This is a genomic window from Citrobacter freundii complex sp. 2024EL-00216, from assembly GCF_043945515.1.
Lineage (GTDB): Bacteria > Pseudomonadota > Gammaproteobacteria > Enterobacterales > Enterobacteriaceae > Citrobacter > Citrobacter portucalensis.
This window is the reverse complement of record NZ_JBIMRA010000009.1, coordinates 37,314-56,000: the sequence shown is the minus strand read 5'-3', so window position 1 is coordinate 56,000 and position 18,687 is coordinate 37,314. Positions and strand designations below refer to the sequence as shown.

The 18,687-nt window shown below is 51.1% G+C and carries 16 protein-coding genes and 1 pseudogene; 4 read left to right on the top strand and 13 right to left on the bottom strand.

Annotation, left to right across the window (positions count from 1 at the left end):
- Nucleotides 1–80 precede the first annotated feature (80 nt).
- Nucleotides 81–1,043, top strand: a complete 963-nt coding sequence (hemH, locus tag ACHHZ7_RS13625) for a ferrochelatase (protein ID WP_003831052.1) — start codon at nt 81–83, stop codon at nt 1,041–1,043.
- Here hemH and aes read toward each other — a convergent pair.
- Nucleotides 1,040–1,999, bottom strand: coding sequence for an acetyl esterase (gene aes, locus ACHHZ7_RS13620; protein ID WP_060682644.1), 960 nt, complete (start codon nt 1,997–1,999; stop codon nt 1,040–1,042). The two genes, hemH and aes, sit on opposite strands and share 4 nt — an antisense overlap.
- A gap of 152 nt (nt 2,000–2,151) precedes the next feature.
- On the opposite strand from aes, the gene gsk reads away from it, so the two are divergent.
- A complete protein-coding gene (gsk, locus tag ACHHZ7_RS13615) occupies nt 2,152–3,456 on the top strand; it encodes an inosine/guanosine kinase (protein ID WP_003021781.1) in 1,305 nt (434 codons plus the stop codon).
- 45 nt (nt 3,457–3,501) lie between these two features.
- Here the strand turns inward: gsk and ybaL are convergent, their stop codons facing one another.
- Both ybaL and fsr read right to left on the bottom strand, forming a co-directional pair.
- Nucleotides 3,502–5,181 carry a YbaL family putative K(+) efflux transporter gene (gene ybaL / locus ACHHZ7_RS13610; protein WP_003021783.1) on the bottom strand — a complete coding sequence of 560 codons (1,680 nt, stop codon included), beginning with the start codon at nt 5,179–5,181 and terminating at the stop codon, nt 3,502–3,504.
- 225 nt (nt 5,182–5,406) lie between these two features.
- Nucleotides 5,407–6,627, bottom strand: a complete 1,221-nt coding sequence (fsr, locus tag ACHHZ7_RS13605) for a fosmidomycin MFS transporter (RefSeq protein ID WP_003021788.1) — start codon at nt 6,625–6,627, stop codon at nt 5,407–5,409.
- A 174-nt stretch (nt 6,628–6,801) separates the two neighbouring features.
- Between fsr and ushA the strand changes: the two genes are divergently transcribed.
- Nucleotides 6,802–8,454 carry a bifunctional UDP-sugar hydrolase/5'-nucleotidase UshA gene (ushA, locus tag ACHHZ7_RS13600; RefSeq protein ID WP_060682643.1) on the top strand — a complete coding sequence of 551 codons (1,653 nt, stop codon included), beginning with the start codon at nt 6,802–6,804 and terminating at the stop codon, nt 8,452–8,454.
- A gap of 107 nt (nt 8,455–8,561) precedes the next feature.
- Here the strand turns inward: ushA and ybaK are convergent, their stop codons facing one another.
- Together ybaK and ACHHZ7_RS13590 are read right to left on the bottom strand one after the other, a co-directional pair.
- Nucleotides 8,562–9,041, bottom strand: coding sequence for a Cys-tRNA(Pro)/Cys-tRNA(Cys) deacylase YbaK (gene ybaK / locus ACHHZ7_RS13595; protein WP_003831056.1), 480 nt, complete (start codon nt 9,039–9,041; stop codon nt 8,562–8,564).
- A 201-nt stretch (nt 9,042–9,242) separates the two neighbouring features.
- The gene (locus tag ACHHZ7_RS13590) at nt 9,243–10,037 is read right to left on the bottom strand and encodes a TraB/GumN family protein (RefSeq protein ID WP_060682642.1); all 795 of its coding nucleotides are present in this window, start codon (nt 10,035–10,037) and stop codon (nt 9,243–9,245) included.
- Nucleotides 10,038–10,125: 88 nt separating this feature from the next.
- Between ACHHZ7_RS13590 and ACHHZ7_RS13585 the strand changes: the two are divergent.
- Nucleotides 10,126–10,364 (top strand): annotated as a pseudogene (locus ACHHZ7_RS13585) (serine hydrolase); the annotation flags it as partial.
- A gap of 61 nt (nt 10,365–10,425) precedes the next feature.
- On the opposite strand, the gene ACHHZ7_RS13580 reads toward ACHHZ7_RS13585, so the two are convergent.
- The 8 genes from ACHHZ7_RS13580 to hutX form a co-directional block, all read right to left on the bottom strand.
- Nucleotides 10,426–10,842: a hypothetical protein gene (locus tag ACHHZ7_RS13580; RefSeq protein WP_060682641.1), complete on the bottom strand. Its 417-nt coding sequence runs from the start codon at nt 10,840–10,842 to the stop codon at nt 10,426–10,428.
- Nucleotides 10,811–11,455, bottom strand: coding sequence for a hypothetical protein (locus ACHHZ7_RS13575; RefSeq protein ID WP_225623066.1), 645 nt, complete (start codon nt 11,453–11,455; stop codon nt 10,811–10,813). Before ACHHZ7_RS13575 ends, ACHHZ7_RS13580 begins: the two co-directional genes overlap by 32 nt.
- 120 nt (nt 11,456–11,575) lie before the next feature.
- Nucleotides 11,576–12,685, bottom strand: coding sequence for a hypothetical protein (locus tag ACHHZ7_RS13570; RefSeq protein WP_225623067.1), 1,110 nt, complete (start codon nt 12,683–12,685; stop codon nt 11,576–11,578).
- A 416-nt stretch (nt 12,686–13,101) separates the two neighbouring features.
- The gene (gene copA, locus ACHHZ7_RS13565) at nt 13,102–15,603 is read right to left on the bottom strand and encodes a copper-exporting P-type ATPase CopA (RefSeq protein WP_060682640.1); all 2,502 of its coding nucleotides are present in this window, start codon (nt 15,601–15,603) and stop codon (nt 13,102–13,104) included.
- 147 nt (nt 15,604–15,750) lie between these two features.
- Nucleotides 15,751–16,521 carry a heme ABC transporter ATP-binding protein gene (locus tag ACHHZ7_RS13560; protein ID WP_048235959.1) on the bottom strand — a complete coding sequence of 257 codons (771 nt, stop codon included), beginning with the start codon at nt 16,519–16,521 and terminating at the stop codon, nt 15,751–15,753.
- Nucleotides 16,518–17,510 (bottom strand): iron ABC transporter permease, encoded by a 993-nt coding sequence (locus tag ACHHZ7_RS13555; protein ID WP_060682639.1) that lies wholly within the window; start codon nt 17,508–17,510, stop codon nt 16,518–16,520. Before ACHHZ7_RS13555 ends, ACHHZ7_RS13560 begins: the two co-directional genes overlap by 4 nt.
- A gap of 51 nt (nt 17,511–17,561) precedes the next feature.
- Nucleotides 17,562–18,185, bottom strand: coding sequence for an anaerobilin reductase (chuY, locus tag ACHHZ7_RS13550; RefSeq protein WP_060682638.1), 624 nt, complete (start codon nt 18,183–18,185; stop codon nt 17,562–17,564).
- Nucleotides 18,185–18,679 carry a heme utilization cystosolic carrier protein HutX gene (hutX, locus tag ACHHZ7_RS13545; protein ID WP_032942563.1) on the bottom strand — a complete coding sequence of 165 codons (495 nt, stop codon included), beginning with the start codon at nt 18,677–18,679 and terminating at the stop codon, nt 18,185–18,187. The genes chuY and hutX overlap by 1 nt, the downstream gene beginning before the upstream one ends.
- Between the last annotated feature and the right edge of the window lie 8 nt (nt 18,680–18,687).

Below are 18,687 nucleotides of genomic sequence, written 5' to 3'. Positions count from 1 at the left end.
CTTACCTCTCACAGCAATTAGTTCTTCTTTATCGCTTTTCCGCTACAATTATCAACAATTTGAATCGATAAGAGGCGGTAATGCGTCAGACGAAAACCGGTATCCTGCTGGCAAACCTCGGCACTCCCGATGCCCCAACCCCCGAAGCCGTTAAGCGCTACCTGCGCCAGTTTTTAAGCGATCCACGCGTAGTTGATACGTCACCTGCACTGTGGTGGCCGCTTCTGCGCGGGGTGATTTTACCGTTGCGTGCGCCACGCGTAGCCAAGCTGTACCAGTCAATCTGGATGGAAGACGGTTCCCCGCTGATGGTTTATAGCAAGGCACAACAGCGTGCGCTGGCAGAGCGCCTACCAAATACCCCTGTTGCGCTGGGAATGAGCTACGGTTCGCCGTCGCTTGAAAGCGCGGTCGATGAACTGTTGGCAAGCGGGGTTGAACACATGGTAGTGTTACCGCTGTACCCGCAATATTCCTGTTCGACGGTGGCGGCAGTCTGGGACGAGCTGGCGCGTATCTTAGCGCGTAAACGCGGTATTCCTGGCGTTTCATTTATTCGTGATTACGCCGATGACAGCAGCTACATCGATGCGCTGGCGAAGAGTGCCCGGGATTCATTTGCTCAACACGGTGAACCTGATTTGCTGCTGCTCTCCTATCACGGCATTCCGCAGCGTTACGCCGATGAAGGCGATGACTACCCGCAGCGCTGTCGCGATACCACCCGAGAGCTGGTTTCAGCGCTTGGCCTGCCGCCAGAAAAAGTAATGATGACCTTCCAGTCTCGCTTTGGTCGCGAACCGTGGCTGACGCCGTATACCGACGAAACGTTAAAAATGCTGGCGGAGAAAGGGACACAACATATCCAGGTTATGTGTCCGGGCTTCTCGGCAGATTGCCTCGAAACGCTGGAAGAGATAGCGGTACAAAACCGGGAGATTTTCCTCGAAGCTGGCGGTAAGCAATATGAGTATATTCCGGCGCTTAATGCCGCACCGGAACATATCGAAATGATGGTTAAACTGACCGACGCTTACCGTTAAAGCTGGGCTCTGAAGTAACGAGCGCCTTCCCGTAATGCATCGTCGGCGGTTTTCATCATTCGCGAATAGTGCAGGAAGGCGTGCAGCGTACCGGGGTACATTTTGTACTGGCAGGGCTGCTGATGCGCCTGCAACGTCTGGAATAGTAAGCGGCTATCGTCAATCAGCGGATCAAACTCAGCGCCAGCGATAAAACACGGTGGCACGTCACGCGTCAGATCGTTATTAAACAGGCAATAATACGGTGACTCGCGATCGTCAGCGCTACGCAGGTACGCGTTTTCGTACATCTGCAAGTCCTCGCGGGTTAACCCATCCCACGCTCCGCCCATCAGCCGTCGACTCAGTGAATCTTGCAGGCCGTAAAGCCCATACCACAACAGCACTCCAGCCACCTTGCCGCAGACAATGCGTTTATCCCGTAGCCACAGCGCGCTGGCAAGCGCCAGCATGGCTCCGGCGGAATCGCCCGCAAAACCGATATGATTCACATTAAGAGAATAGTCGCCAGCGTGCTGATGAAAATACTGGCAGACGGCGGCAATCTCTTCGATGGCTTGCGGGAAACGGGCTTCTGGCGCAAGCGAATAGTCGATACCAATTACCGTGCACTGCGTATAGCGCGCCAGCAGGCGCATAATACGGTCGTGGGTATCCAGATTACCGAGAATAAAACCGCCGCCGTGCAGATAATACAACGTTGCCAGGCTATGAGGCTGCGGTGAGTAAATACGTGTGGCCACGGGGCCGCATGCGGTAGAAATAACGCATTCGCGGGTATTCATCTCTGGGGCATCGGCATTCCACAGCTGCCGTTCATGAATGTAGTGTTGGCGCTGGGCCACGAAGTCATCTGCAGGGGGCCACGGCGGCAGATCGTCGCGATGAAAATTCACCACGATTTTCATTTCATCCGAAATTCTGTCGAGTACGGGGATCTTGTTTTCCGGCTTCATAAAACGCTCCTTGTGAAGGTGAGTTATTGTAGAAATTAATCCCGTATAAACTGCGATCTCACCGTCTGATATTGAAACTTAGCGCCGCATCGCATGCGTGGCAGGGAATGTGCTACCATGCATCGCTCAGTTAACCACCCGTAAAATCGACCATGAAATTTCCCGGTAAACGCAAATCCAAACACTATTTTCCCGTCAGCGCGCGCGATCCGTTGCTGCAACAAATTCAGCCAGAAAATGAAACCAGCGCAGCCTGGGTGGTAGGTATCGACCAGACGCTGGTGGATATTGAAGCCAAAGTGGATGATGACTTTGTAAAACGTTATGGATTAAGCGCAGGGCATTCTCTGGTGATTGCCGATGATGTCGCAGAAGCGCTCTACCAGGAACTGGTGCGTGAAAATTTGATCACCCATCAGTTTGCGGGCGGTACTATCGGTAACACGATGCACAACTACTCTGTGCTGGCGGATGACCGCTCGGTGCTGCTGGGCGTGATGTGCAGCAATATCGAGATTGGCAGCTATGCTTACCGCTATTTATGCAATACCTCCAGCCGTACCGACCTGAATTACCTGCAAGGCGTTAACGGACCGATTGGCCGCTGCTTTACGCTGATTGGCGAGTCAGGTGAGCGTACCTTCGCAATCAGCCCTGGGCATATGAATAAGCTACGGGCGGATAGCATCCCTGAATCGGTGATTGCCGGAGCGTCCGCGCTGGTGCTGACGTCCTATCTGGTGCGCTGCGAACCGGGTGAGCCGATGCCGGAAGCAACCATGAAGGCGATTGAATATGCCAAAAAACACAATGTGCCGGTGGTTCTGACCCTGGGCACCAAATTCGTCATTGCCGATAACCCACAGTGGTGGCAGGCATTCCTGAAAGAGCATGTCTCCATTCTGGCGATGAATGAAGAAGAGGCTGAAGCGCTGACCGGCGAAAACGACCCGCTGCTGGCGTCTGACAAGGCGCTGGATTGGGTGGATCTGGTGCTGTGCACTGCGGGTCCGGCGGGTCTGTATATGGCGGGCTTTACGGAAGAAGAAGTCAAACGTAAAACCCAGCATCCGCTGCTGCCCGGTGCTATTGCCGAATTTAACCAGTACGAATTCAGCCGCGCCATGCGCCATAAAGACTGTACCAATCCGCTGCGCGTGTATTCGCACATCGCACCGTATATGGGCGGGCCTGAGAAGATAATGAACACCAACGGCGCAGGTGACGGCGCGCTGGCGGCATTGCTGCATGATATTACCGCCAACAGCTATCACCGCAGCAACGTGCCTAACTCCAGCAAGCACAAGTTCACCTGGCTGACCTATTCGTCGTTAGCCCAGGTGTGTAAGTATGCTAATCGCGTGAGTTATCAGGTGCTGAACCAGCATTCACCGCGCCTGACGCGCGGTTTACCGGAACGTGAAGACAGTCTCGAAGAGTCGTACTGGGACCGTTAAATCTTGCATAGGCCGGATAAGCGATAACGCTATCCGGCACGGACATTAACTGGCCGTAGCAACTTCACCTGCAGGCGGCGTTTCAATCAGCTCCAGCATGGTGCGGGCGATTTCACGCTCACCCATGACGACCTGGTTGGCGCCGCGTTCGGTAATATATTCCACCTCATCGTCATAATGAGCGCGGGCGATAATCTCAATCGACGGGCATTTCTCACGTGCAGAAGCGACAATTTCACCCGCTTCATAACCATTGGGAATGGTCAGCAGCAGCCAGCGCGCGCAATCCAGATGCGCCAGATTCATAATCTCTTCGTTGGCGGCATTTCCCAGTACCGCGCGGATCCCACGCTCGCGCAGTTCATCCACCCGGGTACGTGAGGTTTCGATCACCACCAGCGGGATCCCCGCAGCCATCAATTTCTCACCCAGCAGGCTGCCGACGCGACCAAAGCCAACCAGCAAGGCATGATTGCAGATATCCACCGGAATTTGCTTCTCTTCTTCGATGGCCTCTTCCAGCGTCTGCTCCTCCAGCGTTTCTGTTTTGGCGAGGTATTTTTCTAACACCGCAAACAGCACCGGGTTTAGCATGATGGACAGGATTGCCCCGGCCAGCACCAGATTCTGTCCGGCCTGCGGCAGCAGGTTCAACGCCATTCCCAGACCCGCCAGGATAAAGGCAAATTCACCAATCTGCGCCAGGCTGGTGGCAATGGTGAGCGCCGTGCGTTGGGAGTGACCAAACAGGCGCACCAGGAAATAGGCGGCAAGGGATTTACCAAAGATGATAATCGCCAGCGTGCCCAGTACCGCCAACGGCTGCTGGATCAGAACTAACGGATCGAACAGCATCCCGACGGAAACGAAGAACAGCACGGCGAACGCATCGCGCAGCGGCAGAGTATCATGCGCCGCACGGTGGCTTAGTTCAGATTCATTCAGCACCATACCGGCGAAGAACGCGCCCAGCGCAAAGGAGACATCGAACAGCTCTACTGCGCCAAAGGCGATACCTAAGGCGAGGGCGAGGACTGAGAGGGTAAACAGTTCGCGTGAACCGGTTGCGGCGCTGCGGGCCATAATCCACGGTACCAGACGACGACCCACCAGCATCATAATCGCGATAAACGCCACCACCTTGCCGATGGTAATGCCCATATCGACGGCCAGCGAGGCGAAACCGACGTCTTCTTTTTCCAGCATCCCGGCGACGGCTGGCAGGAGAACCAGCGTCAGCACCATCATCAGATCTTCGACAATCAGCCAGCCAATGGCAATTTGCCCGCGCTGGCTGTCAATGAGCTGTCGTTCTTCAAGTGCACGCAATAGCACCACGGTACTGGCGGTTGAAAGACACAGACCAAACACGATCCCCACCATCAGCGACCAGCCTAATACGGCTGAAAGCGCCATACCCAGCAGCGTTGCCACTGCTATCTGGGCAATCGCGCCGGGAATGGCGATAGACTTTACCGCCATCAAATCCTTCAACGAAAAGTGCAGCCCCACGCCGAACATCAGCAGAATAACGCCAAGCTCAGCCAGCTCAGGCGCGAGCTTAGTATCAGCAACAAAACCAGGTGTAAATGGACCGGCCAGAACGCCCGCTAACAGATATCCCACCAGAGGAGAAATACGTAGTTTATTGGCAATCATGCCTAATATAAAAGCGAGCACAAGGCCGCCGACAATGGTGGTGATAAGCGGGGTGGCGTGATGCATTCCGTCTCCTTTGGTTGCTGTGATAATCCTAAAAACCCAAACTACGAGTAATAGTTTATGACAATTTTAATGTTTATGTTTATGAATAATTGTTGAATTTTGAAGAAAACGGGATTTTAAGCGTAAAAAAGCACGGATCGGAAAAGTACGGTGATATGTGAGAGGTAAAGGCTGATGGCTACTGCAAGTAATGACGGCCAAAATTTACTTTTGGCCGTCAGAAAATCAGGCTTTGTGTCGGTTATCAGGTAAGAATATGGTCAGTATCCCCAGAAGTGGCAGGAAAGCACATATTTTGTAGACCAAATCGATGCTGGTATGGTCGGCAATCAGCCCTAACACCGCGGCTCCCAAGCCGCCCATGCCGAAGGCAAAACCGAAAAATAGCCCAGAAACCATGCCGATACGCCCAGGAAGCAGCTCCTGCGCGTAGACCAAAATAGCAGAAAACGCCGATGCGAGGATAAAACCAATGATCACGGTTAAAATCCCGGTCCATTCCAGCGTTGCGTAGGGTAAAACGAGGGTAAATGGCGCAACGCCGAGGATAGACCCCCAAATAACATATTTTCTGCCAATTTTATCGCCTAATGGTCCGCCAATCACCGTCCCGGCCGCGACGGCAAACAGGAAGGCAAACAGGTGAAACTGGGCGTTTTGTACCGATAATCCGAATTTTTGCATCAGATAAAATGTGTAATAGCTGCTGATGCTCGCCATATAGAAGTATTTGGAGAAAATCAGCACCAGCAGGATGCTTACCGCCAGCACCACTTTATTGCGCGGTAACGGATTTACGATGGCAACTTTCGGTTTTCCTTTACTCATCCGATGCTGCGCGGCATACCAACGGCTGATTTGTGCCAGGACGACAATCGCTAATAACGCAGCCAGAACAAACCAGGCCACATTACCCTTACCATATGGCGCGATGATGACAGCTGCCAGCAAGGGTCCCAGAGAGCTGCCGAAGTTGCCGCCAACCTGGAAAATTGACTGCGCCAGGCCGTGACGACCGCCGGAGGCCATGCGTGCCACGCGGGACGATTCCGGATGAAATACCGAAGAGCCGGTGCCAACCAGCGCCGCGGCGAGCAGCACCATATGGAAACTACCGGCCATGGCCAGCAAAACAAGCCCACTCAGCGTGAAGCACATCCCAATGGGCAGCGACCACGGCATCGGGTATTTGTCCGTCCAGTAACCCACCACCGGTTGCAGCAGCGAGGAAGCAAGCTGGAAGGTTAGGGTGATCATCCCGATCTGCATAAACGTTAGCGAGAACTCTGACTGCAATAGCGGATAAATCGCCAGGATCAGCGACTGAATCATATCGTTTAGCAGATGGGAGAGGCTGATCGCTCCTAAAATGCCAAATGAGGTGCGTGCTTTAGCAACCGACGCTGATGCGCCAGCCACAGGCTGGGTTGGTTCACTTATTGCCATAGAAAGTCACTTCTGTTTGGGTTGCGATTATGAGGGTAATCTATTTTGTTATTATTACCTGACTAACATACCTGCGGAAGGTGTTTGAAGGAAGTCTCATTTCTGAAAACATTTTCGACTATTATTTCATATCATTGTAATTTCAGTCGTTGATTTTGGCTCAGGGAGAGAAATATGAAGTTTTTAAAACGGGGCGTGGCGCTGGCGTTATTAGCCGCATTTACGCTGGCAGGTCAGCCTGCACAAGCGTACGAAAAAGATAAAACCTACAAAATTACCATTCTGCATACCAACGATCATCACGGTCACTTCTGGCGCAGCGAATACGGAGAATACGGACTGGCGGCGCAAAAAACGCTGGTGGATGGTATTCGTAAAGAGGTGGCAGAGGAAGGGGGCAGCGTACTGCTGCTTTCCGGTGGCGACATTAATACCGGCGTACCGGAGTCCGATCTGCAGGATGCGGAACCTGATTTTCGTGGGATGAACCTGATTGGCTATGACGCGATGGCGGTCGGAAACCACGAGTTTGATAATCCCATGACCGTATTGCGTCAGCAGGAAAAATGGTCCAAATTCCCGTTTCTCTCGGCCAATATCTATCAGAAAAGCACTGGCGAGCGTTTGTTTAAGCCGTGGGCCATCTTTAAGCGCCAGGATTTAAAAATTGCCGTACTCGGTTTAACCACCGACGATACGGCGAAAATAGGCAACCCCGAGTTCTTTACCGATATTGAGTTCCGTAAACCTGCTGATGAAGCCAAACTGGTTATCCAGGAACTGAATATGGGTGAAAAGCCAGACATCATTATCGCGACCACCCATATGGGACATTATGACAACGGCAACCACGGCTCGAATGCCCCTGGTGATGTCGAAATGGCGCGTAGCCTGCCGGCGGGATCGCTGGCGATGATTGTAGGTGGTCACTCGCAGGATCCGGTGTGTATGGCTTCAGAGAACAAGAAGCAGGTTGATTACGTACCAGGTACGCCGTGTGCGCCAGACAAGCAAAATGGGATCTGGATTGTGCAGGCGCACGAGTGGGGGAAATATGTGGGCCGGGCGGACTTTGAGTTCCGTAACGGCGAAATGAAAATGGTCAACTACCAGCTCATTCCCGTCAACCTGAAGAAAAAAGTGACCTGGGACAACGGTAAAAGTGAGCGCGTACTCTACACCCCGGAAATAGCTGAAAATCAGCAAATGCTTTCGTTGCTGACGCCGTTCCAGAATAAAGGTAAAGCGCAGCTCGACGTGAAAATAGGTAGCGTCAATGCGCGCCTCGAAGGCGACCGAAGCAAAGTCCGTTTCGTGCAGACCAACATGGGACATTTGCTGCTGGCTGCGCAAATGGCGCGAACCAGCGCTGATTTTGGCGTGATGAGCGGCGGTGGCATCCGTGATTCCATCGAAGGCGGCGATATCACTTATAAGAGCGTGCTGAAAGTACAGCCGTTCGGAAACATCGTGGTGTATGCCGACATGAGCGGGAAAGAGGTGATTGACTATCTGACCGCCGTGGCGCAAATGAAGCCGGACTCCGGGGCCTATCCGCAGTTTGCTAACGTCAGCTTTGTGACGAAAGACGGCAAGCTTAACGATTTGAAAATCAAAGGCGAACCCGTTGACCCAGCCAAAAACTATCGTATGGCAACGCTAAGCTTCAACGCAACCGGTGGTGATGGCTATCCGCGCATTGATAACAAACCAGGCTATGTGAATACCGGGTTTATTGATGCGGAAGTGCTGAAAGAGTTCGTGCAGAAGAACTCACCGCTGGATGCCAGTGTGTATGAGCCGAAGGGGGAAGTTACCTGGCAGTAACAGGGCGGAGTGCCGGATGGCGGTGCGGGCACCTTATCCGGCCTACAGGTCAGTGCGATTTGTAGGCCTTAAAGCTGCGCGCCATCAGGCAATCAGTCTATAACCGCTTAATCGCGACGAGCGATGTCGGCGAATTTCGCATCCAGAATTTTCGCCAGATCGCCCGCTGCCAGTTCGATATCCAGCCCGCGTTTGCCGCCGGAAACATAAATGGTGTCAAACGTCTGGGCAGGGGCATCAATGAGCGTTGGCAATCTCTTTTTCTGTCCTAATGGGCTGATCCCCCCCACCAGATAACCGGTGGTTCGTTGCGCAACCATTGGATCGGCCATATCAACCTTTTTAGCCCCCAGAGCCTTAGCGACCTTTTTGAGATCCAATTGACCGGCTACAGGCGTGACCGCAACTGCCAGATGCTTCATATCGCCATTCACGGCAACCAGCAGCGTTTTGTAGACCTGGTCCGCATTCAGACCTAACTTGCGCACCACTTCATCACCAAAGTTCGTCTCGGACGGATCGTGATCGTAGGTGTGGATCTGGAAAGAAATTTTGTTTTTTTCGAGTAATTTAACGGCGGGTGTCATAGCAATTTTCCTGGACCAGACAAAATACGACTCAAGCATACGCCTGATGTCTGTCTAAAAAATAGTACCATCTTGCGCAATAGTATTGGCAGGATGATGACTTTGAGCGACAATCGAACTACACCGATGCTTTAAGCATTGGGATCATAATAATGATGAAATTCCTCTTTGACGGGCCAATAGAAATATTGGCCATTTTTTTTACCGTAACATCTCCGGCAAATTTCCCTCTCCGTACAGATGTAGCGCGCCAACGGCCACGACGTAATGACCAGCAGGCATCGCCCTGAGCCGATCGCGCCAGGCTGTGTTGCGTTGATGCATCAATACGTCATACAACGACTGGCTAAAGGTATTGGGAAGCGCCAGTTCGCTATTGCGTGGCGGTGTTTTAAGCCACCAGCCCATCATCTGTTGCAACAATCTGGCATTGGTATGCCAGTGCGTCAGAGTATCGTCCAACAGAGCCAGTCCGTTATCAGGCAACTGACATAACAGCTCGATTTGACTGGATGCGCCCTCCAGTTCGATAACGGGTTTATGCGCTTGTTTTGCCGCTTTCAGCAATTGGTAATCAATCCCGTATTCTGCCCGTAGACCCAACTGCTGTGCCTGTGTCGCCTGTAATACCATGGCGATTTGCCACAACGGCTGAGTAGATAACAGCGATGGGGAAATACCCAGTTCGTTGGTGACTTTACGCAGGTTTTCTAACTGCTCCGGGCTGATACGTTCTTCAAGTGCGGCAAATGTAGGAAGGTTAGCAAACGGCGCGTCGTCACCGGAAACATCCGCTTCGACAATCAGCGCGTCGGCATGGTTGAGTTTTTTGAGTAATTTGGCAGGCAGAGGTGCCATATCGCGACTGCCCATGTGAATACTGCCAATCAGATGAAAATGGCGGTTGCCGGGCAATGAAATGTCGATGGCAGGCCAGGTATAGTGGTTGCCGCGTAGCGCGGTGAAAAATGTTTTTACCCGGTATAACAGATCCATACGACCTCCCTAAGTAGACTTTCATGCTAGCGCGTGGTCCGGGAAGGTGCAATGCGCGAATTGCCGGATAGCTACACGAAATCGCCAGGGATGGCGTGTAAACGGCAACGCATCGATAACGCCAACGTTTAGTGTATTAGCCAACTCAAAACGTATGGTCATACAGGCTTGACTGGAACGTTGACCTTTATCGACCCGGTTTATCATATGGCTATTGTGATTTTAGGTAACAGGCCATACTCGGCAGTTACAGAACCTAGAGTGAATCCAAACGTTTTTGTAAGTGGGTTATTACCTTATGCTAAGTATGGTTGGGTTGTTGATTAGATATATGGTGCCTTGAAATAAAATTAAAGAAGGGACTCTGACAAAGTCCCCTCTGTGCAACTTACACTATATTTTCAATACAAATCAAACTAGATATTAGTATAGTCAATATGAACCAAATGGCAGCTTCCACCTTAAAACCTGTAATCAGATAACCAGGTAAATTGCGAATAAATGTATATCCTTCTATGCTCATATCATGATTTGTAACACGATTATATGGAAATATTAGGCTACCCATTATAAAACCAACTTTTGCGTGATATGCAGCCGGGGAACCAATCAAACTAGCCCCCCTTGCCAGACGCGCTGTCTGAGGTAAACGGTCAAATTTTTCCTCATATAATTTCACGATTTTCTCATAGTTATCTTTATTAATTACATATGAAACAAATACTAATACAACAAAACCAAATAAAATAGCCGTAATAAATAAAAACCTTATATTATCGAAGTTTTCTATCAAAAAATTTTTCATATATTAGCATCCCTGATTCTTCATTAAACGTGTCGGGTGAATGGGTTAATTTATCTGGATTATTATCTATCGCATTATTAATAGTTTCTCCCCAAAACTCCCCCCATTCTTCACCTTCTTCCTCAGCTACTTTTCCAGCTACAATTCCCGTACCGATTCCTGTTACCAGGCATAGTCCCGCACCGATCGCACCTACTTCTGATGTGACAAGCCCCAATACCCACATACAGATTGCCCTTGCTGTTGGTCCAGCGGCACCTCCCGCAGCAATACCCACTACCTGTTTAGCGCCAAATTTACTATATTCCGTTATTGCCGCTTTTCTGCACTCGCTTTCTCGTCCCTTTGCGCAAGCCTCATAAACGTTAGTTGTATAACTCGCAAAATCCAGACCAATACCGACATAACCTGTCGTTCTCATTATTTTTAGAAGTTTGGCAGATTTTTCTATGTAGCTTGCATAACCTTCAATATCTTTCACACCTGTTTGATCCCACTTATGTATAATGGATTTTGTCGATAAACCCAGTGCTTGTTTTATTTCCTTGTATTGTTTTAAATTTAATTGTTCTTTTGAAAACCTATTCAAAATGCCATCTAACTTCTTAAACAACCTTTCTCGTTGACCAAAAAACTCCTCCCCGGAAATACGACCAGAATTACTACTGTATGTTCTTTTATAAAGTTCCTGTATCTCATTGAGAGTTTTATTAATTTCTCCATAATAACCCCCTCAAGCATCCTTTATATATCCTAAGATATCTCCACTTTGTCCTAAAGCATCGCTATATATATTAGATGAAAATATATCTATTGGGGTTCTGTTTTCATACAATAACTTGGCTTCCTCATTCGTCAGCGGCTCAAGTGCTTTATCAATTTTGTTCCTTGCCGTTTGCAATTGCGCAATTTTTTCAGGCGACTGGGATAGTGGATCAGCAACAACTAAGATTGAACCTGGTTTTTTCTTTTTTTCAGAATTCAACTGATGATATAACTCTTTTACTCCTGATGGCGGATTAACCATTAACTCACATTCATATAATTTAGGCGTCGTCAATTCTGGTACTACACAAAAACCCGGTTCAACTGATAGTCTCGACTCTGAAATTTGTCTTGTTGCGTGAACCGGAGATGTGGGATTTTGAGGCCTGTTTGCTGATTTATAACTTGCTAAAATATAATCATCATATCTGTAAGTAATATTCAAATGGGGGACAAATCGACAGTGGCAAGGACATGTACCTCTGCTATGTGCTGAACCAGCCAGTGAACAGATAATTTCCGTTTCGTATTGAGACATATCACGTCCCATTATTAAGTAATGATCATATAATTCATTACTTATCCTTGTTCTGAATAAAAAATTAGATTTTCTATGAGAAAAGATATCTTTGCTTTCATCATTAACGATTATTTTTTTTCTCAGGTTTATCGTTCCCCCTACACTTCCGAGAAATCTGCAATGTTCAAATCCGTTTTCGGAACCCCGAAGATAATCAGGGGGCCTTCTATACAAAGTAGTTTCTTCTTTAAGCCGTTTCATCGATGTTGATGGTGGCTCTACTTTTCGACCTTCCGAGTCCATATCACTATCCCAGGAACTTAAGTTTGTTCGGCGAAATGAGTTTTTCCCTCTTTCAATCCATGAACCTTTAGGTACGCCGCCTTTAATGTTATATTTTTTACCATTAACGCCGCATACATACTCGTCCATTTCATACACTATTTCCATTCCATCAACGGTATGGCATTCCTTACTCTTTAATATAAATCCGCCACAACTCGTTCTATCTCCCGGTGATAATAAAAAACCTTCAGAACGATTATTAAAAAATCTCATAATTAAATTCTTCCATAAACTATCAAAGGTTGATATCAGTCTATTTTTATTGATTTTGTTGTGATGTTACATGCAAATTTCAAAAAAATCTTGAACTTTTACATTGAATATTCAGGATGTAAATGTGATGCCCGGAATTAATAAATATTTTAAATCTTGTTCTAATTCAAATAGAGGTTTTTAAAGATTAAGTCTGTGTCTCTTATTTCAGGGAATGACAGATAACGTTCACCAGGTTTACGCGCATTCATTTTTTAAATATTCGTTTCTTGGTTATCGGGAACGTTAAATCCAATTACATTTATATTTGCGATTAAATTATCGTCAATGATTTTGAACAATGTTGGTTTGATCCGGCCTACAATGTTACTTGCACTTTGTAGGCCGGATAAGCGTGAGCGCCATGCGGCAGGGGGTTACTCTTTCGGTTTGAAGCGCAGCAGTCGGTTAGCGTTGCTCACCACAGTAATGGAGGAGAGTGCCATCGCCGCTCCTGCAACGACCGGATTCAGCAGTGTTCCGGTGAACGGCCACAGGATCCCCGCGGCAACGGGAATACCGATGCTGTTATAAATAAACGCGCCGACCAGGTTCTGCTTCATATTACGCAACGTTGCCCGGGAGATAGACAGTGCATCCGCAACGCCCATCAGGCTATGGCGCATCAGCGTAATCGCGGCGGTTTCAATCGCTACATCGCTGCCGCCACCCATGGCAATTCCTACATCGGCCTGAGCCAGCGCAGGTGCATCGTTGATACCGTCACCCACCATGGCAACCTGACGCCCCTGGCTTTGCAGACGTTTAATCGCCTCGGCTTTACCGTCCGGCAGAACACCGGCAATCACCTCATCAATACCGGCTTCTTTGGCAATAGCGTTAGCCGTGGTCGGGTTGTCACCGGTAAGCATCACCAGACGATATCCGTTGCGGTGCAGGCGCTGAAGTGCTGCCACGCTGTCGCTACGCAGCGGATCACGCACCGCTAACAGAGCAGCCGCTTTACCATCAATCGCCAACAGGACCGGGGTTGACCCCTGGGATGCCTGAGCGGTGATTTCAGCTTCCATTTCAGTGGTATCTACCTGTTGCTCATTGAGCAGCGCCTGGTTGCCCAGCAGCAGCGTATGACCTTCCGTTTCACCGCTTACGCCTAAACCGCGCAGCGTACGGAAACCATTGACCTGTGGCAGCGTAACATCACCGGCTTTGTCCAGTATCGCTCTGGCCAGCGGGTGGCTGGACCCCTGTTCAAGGGCTGCTGCCAGACGAATTGCCAGTGCTTCATCGGTGTTGCCAAACGTTTTGATGGCGACAACCTGCGGTTTACCTTCAGTCAATGTCCCGGTTTTATCAAATACGACGGTATCAAGCGTACTGGCGCGCTGCAGCGCATCGGCATCACGTACCAGAACCCCAAACTCAGCGGCACGACCCACACCGGAAATAATCGACATTGGTGTAGCCAGGCCCAGCGCACAAGGGCAGGCAATAATCAGTACGGTAGTGGCAATCACCAGCGTATAAACAATTTGTGGTGCCGGCCCGAAGAAATACCAGATTGCCGCACTCACCAGCGCAATGACGACGACGACCGGAACGAACACTGAGGAGATACGGTCGGCTAGTTTGCCAATCTCCGGTTTACTGCTTTGCGCCTGGCGCACCATACGAATAATGCGTGACAGCGTGGTGTGGCTGCCAACGGCACTGGCGCGGAATAGCACGCTGCCGTCCTGTACGACCGTACCGGCGTGGACGCTATCGCCTTCGCCTTTTTGTTGCGGAATAGGCTCTCCGGTCAGCATGGCTTCATCCAGCCAGGCTTCTCCCTGAGTGATTTCGCCATCTACCGGAACGCGGTCACCGGTGGTCAGGCGCAGCAACATTCCCGCCTGAACGTCTGCCAGCGGCACGTTCTTTTCACCTTCGTCGGTAACAACACGCGCGGTCGGCGGCGTCAGATCGAGTAATTTTTCCAGTGCTTTGGACGAACGCTGGCGAGCCCGCGCTTCCAGCATGTGCCCGAGGTTAATCAGACCGATAATCATCGCACTGGCTTCATAATAGAGGTGTCGCGCTTCCATCGGGAACCATTGCGGCCAGAGGTTGACGCTCATGGAATAAAGCCATGCCACCCCCGTACCCAGCGCCACCAGCGTATCCATGGTCGCGGTGCCGTTCATCAGGCTTTTCCACGCGTTGCGGTAAAAATGACCGCCAGCGAAAACCATCACGGCAAGCGTTGCCAGACCAATCGTCAGCCACAGGCTACGGTTGTCGGCAGTGACCATCATGTTTTCGCCAATCATTCCCCATACCATGACTGGGATACCCAGCAGCAGCGCGACGGCCGCCTGCCAGCGAAAACGTTTCATGGTTGCTATGGCGGTTTCTTGCTGACGCTCGCGGCGCTTAACATCATCTTCAATGGCTTCTGCGCCGTAGCCCGCTTTTTCCACCGCTTTCACTAACTGGTCGGCGGACGCACTGCCCATTACCAGCGCAGTACGTTCCGCCAGGTTTACCCGTGCCTGCGTGACACCCGGTACGCTTTGCAGAGCATCTTGTACGCGGATAACACAGCTGGCGCAGCTCATGCCGTTTAACAGCAACTGTTGGCTGTCATCATCAGCCGTAGCTGCCGGAAGCTCGGAAGGGACCGCTGCCAGTGCTTCCGACGGGATTGATGACTCCGTCAGCGGTTTAGCCTTTGGGTGGCTTAACTCCGCGCCGTAACCGGCTTGTTTGATGGTTTCAATCAGCGCTTCAGCACTGGCGCTCCCGGTGATGTGCGCTTCAGTCACAGTGACATCCGCTTGCTCAACGTCCGGGCGTTGCTCCAGACTTTCTTTAACGCGTTTTACGCAGTGACCACAGGACAAGCCGTCCAGGGTTAGATCGATTGTTTGAGACATAACCAACTCCTTTATTGCAGGATTAACTGACTGTGATAAAGGTTAAACCTTCCATCTAGGGGAAGGTCAAGGGAGTTTTTAGAAAAGGTGCAAAAAGGGCGTAAAGGAAGAAAAACGGGAACGTCAGGTCAGCACGTTCCCGGTCTGTTATTGATTGAGAACGATAAGCGGCGTTCGATGCTGCGGTTCATTCATCACCGTGAGATCGGCGCCGTACAGTGCATTTAGTGACGATTGCTGCAGAACATCCTGCGGACGACCGTTATCAACTATCCTGCCGCGTTCCATCAATACAACGCGGTCAGCATAGCGCGCCGCAAGGTTGAGATCGTGCAGGACGCAGCAGACGCTGAACTGTCGTTCACCTACCAGACGACGCAGCAGACGAAAAAGATGCTGTTGGTGGTGAATATCCAGGGCGGAGGTGGGTTCATCGAGAAACAACCATTTTGGCCTGGGTTCGGGCTCCCAAAGTTGAACCAGCAGACGCGCCAGCTGTACCCGCTGTTGTTCTCCTCCCGACAGATGCCGGTAATCGCGCGCGGCCAGCGCCTGGCAGTCACACAACGTCATGATGTGCTCCGTTTCATCGCCCGTGTTGCGCGTACGATACGGATGCCTGCCCATGCGGATGACCTCCTGCACGCTAAACGGGAAGGCCATATGACTGTTCTGGCGCATCACGGCACGGGTTTTTGCCAGCTCGGTGATTGACCACTCGTTCAGCGGCTTGCCAAACAAGCTACAACGCCCGCTGTGGGGCTGCAGATAGCCCGTAAGCTGGCGAAGCAGCGTCGATTTTCCGGCCCCATTCGGGCCAAGAATCGCGATGATTTCTCCATCAGGTAGCGTCACGGAAACGTCATCGGTCAGTCGTCTGCCCTGAATGTGGTAGACCAGATTTTCAGCGACGATCATGACATCCTCCGGCTACGCAGTATTAACCACAGGAAATACGGTCCACCGATCAGGCTGGTTAACAGACCAACGGGCATTTCGGCAGGCTGAACAAGTGTGCGGGCCAGCGTGTCGGCAATCAGAAGTAAACAGGCACCGGCCAACGTAGAGCAAGGAATCAACCAGCGATGATCGGCGCCGGTAGTCATTCTGATCAGATGCGGGATCACCAGGCCAATAAAGCCAATCACGCCGCTGACGGAAACGGCAGCGCCAACCAGGAGCGAGCTGAGCAACAGTAACTGCTGGCGCTTACGTTTGACGTTTACGCCGAGGTAATGCGCCTCTTCATCACCCAACTGCAGCAAATTAAGCGTTCCCGCCATACAGACGGTGACTGCAATGGCTGGAAGAACAAACGTGCTGGCAACCAGCAGCGTTGGCCACTGGGCCTGGCCGAGATTCCCCATCATCCACAGCGTAAGTTGACGTAGCTGCTGTTCGTCGCCCACATAGCTCAGCACACCAATAGCCGAACCGCACAGAGCATTGATAGCGATACCTGCTAACAGTAGTTGCATCATTCCGCCGTGGTTATGACGCTGACTTATCAGGAAAATAATCGTGCAGACCACCATGCTGCCCGCGACGGCAAAAATCATCTGCTTATACAACACCAGCACTACGGGGAATGAAAATGGGATAACTATCGCGATGCCGACCATCAGCGCGGAGCCGCTGCTGACGCCAAGCAGGCCGGGATCGGCCATTGGATTGCGAAAAAGTCCCTGCATAATGACCCCTGCCGTAGCCAGCGCAGCACCGACCAAAACGGCCAGCAGTACGCGGGGCAGGCGGATGTTCAACCAGATATCTCGGTATTCGTCGTTGAACAGGGCGCTGAAGCTAATGTTCAACGCCCCCTGGCTGGCACCGAACAGCATCAGAGCGACCAGCAAGAGAGAAAGGCCCGTCAGAATGCTGACGGAAGAAAGCGAGTCCTTAAGCACGCAACGCTCCATAACGTCTTTGCGGCGCGAAGTTTCCGCGCCGCGAGGGGTTTACGCGGGTTTCAGTCCCGGCTCAACTAAACTGTAAATCTGGTTATTGAGTGTCGGCGCCGTGGCCAGTTCGTGAATGTGCCTGGCAACATCCGCGCGCATCACAAAGCCATGACACTCCTCGGCCTGTATGCGTTGCGCCAGACCTGTGGCTTCACCATTCAGCAAACCGCCGGGGCGGAGAATGGCGTAGTCCAGTAGACTGGTTTGTAGCCAGCTTTCAGCCAACGATTTTTCCCGTACGGCCTGGCCAAATGCGGCCCTGGCGCGTGGGGACAAAAAGGGCCAACTGTCGCCACAGCCCAGAGAGGTAACCATAATCATGCGTTTGATCTCAGCTTTTTCTGCTTCATCAATGACGGTTCTGTGCGCCAGATAATCCTGGGCACCGCCCATGGAGGAGATCACCGTGGCATGCTGACCCGCTGCGCGACAGGCGCAGGCGGTGACCTGGCTGTCGCAGGCGTCGCCAATAAAGACCTGCACACCTTTTTCCTGCAGCCCGGCAGCAACCTGGGGATTGCGAACGACAGCAATCACCGGACGACGCTCCGCCAGTGCGAGCTCCAGCGTTTTCGCGCCGACGCCGCTTCCACCTGCACCAAAAATAAGCCATGGAGCCATCAGGCATGTTCCTTTAAAGATGAAGACAACGTGTGAAAGGCGCTGACCTGTTCGGCCAGCAGCTGTCGATGCTCATCGCGACCGAGGAAAATTTTGAACATAGCGCTACCCGCCTGGTTGAAGAAGAGAATGGACGCAGTGTCCATTCCCATAAATTTGCGTTCAATCAGGGCAATATGCGTGCAGTTTTCTGCCTTGATATGACCGGTCATGCCTTTTTTGCCGCGCAGGTTGAAGTAACCGTGGCGGTGGAATCCGGAAGGTAATTCACCGGTGAATTCCAGAATGACATCAGCAGTATGGACCAGGGTGGTGACTTTGCCCCATTCGCAGACGGTTTCCCAGACGGTATCAAATTGACTGCCGGAAACCAGCGTTGGGGAAGGGAGGTTTTTCACCACCTCCAGCAATGTAGTGTTGTACTGGGCTGCGATAGCTTCCAGCGTACCGTCCGGCTCAGTTTTCAAAAAATCCTGTAAAGAGACATGGCTCATTATTCACT

Coding starts and splice junctions, on each gene's coding strand:
- copA (WP_060682640.1), bottom strand. CDS start 15,603: ATGTCTCAAACAATCGATCTAACCCTGGACGGCTTGTCCTGTGGTCAC.
- ybaK (WP_003831056.1), bottom strand. CDS start 9,041: ATGACACCCGCCGTTAAATTACTCGAAAAAAACAAAATTTCTTTCCAG.
- ACHHZ7_RS13590 (WP_060682642.1), bottom strand. CDS start 10,037: ATGGATCTGTTATACCGGGTAAAAACATTTTTCACCGCGCTACGCGGC.
- fsr (WP_003021788.1), bottom strand. CDS start 6,627: ATGGCAATAAGTGAACCAACCCAGCCTGTGGCTGGCGCATCAGCGTCG.
- ACHHZ7_RS13580 (WP_060682641.1), bottom strand. CDS start 10,842: ATGAAAAATTTTTTGATAGAAAACTTCGATAATATAAGGTTTTTATTT.
- chuY (WP_060682638.1), bottom strand. CDS start 18,185: ATGGCTCCATGGCTTATTTTTGGTGCAGGTGGAAGCGGCGTCGGCGCG.
- ACHHZ7_RS13560 (WP_048235959.1), bottom strand. CDS start 16,521: ATGATCGTCGCTGAAAATCTGGTCTACCACATTCAGGGCAGACGACTG.
- gsk (WP_003021781.1), top strand. CDS start 2,152: ATGAAATTTCCCGGTAAACGCAAATCCAAACACTATTTTCCCGTCAGC.
- ushA (WP_060682643.1), top strand. CDS start 6,802: ATGAAGTTTTTAAAACGGGGCGTGGCGCTGGCGTTATTAGCCGCATTT.
- hutX (WP_032942563.1), bottom strand. CDS start 18,679: ATGAGCCATGTCTCTTTACAGGATTTTTTGAAAACTGAGCCGGACGGT.
- hemH (WP_003831052.1), top strand. CDS start 81: ATGCGTCAGACGAAAACCGGTATCCTGCTGGCAAACCTCGGCACTCCC.
- ACHHZ7_RS13570 (WP_225623067.1), bottom strand. CDS start 12,685: ATGAGATTTTTTAATAATCGTTCTGAAGGTTTTTTATTATCACCGGGA.
- ybaL (WP_003021783.1), bottom strand. CDS start 5,181: ATGCATCACGCCACCCCGCTTATCACCACCATTGTCGGCGGCCTTGTG.
- aes (WP_060682644.1), bottom strand. CDS start 1,999: ATGAAGCCGGAAAACAAGATCCCCGTACTCGACAGAATTTCGGATGAA.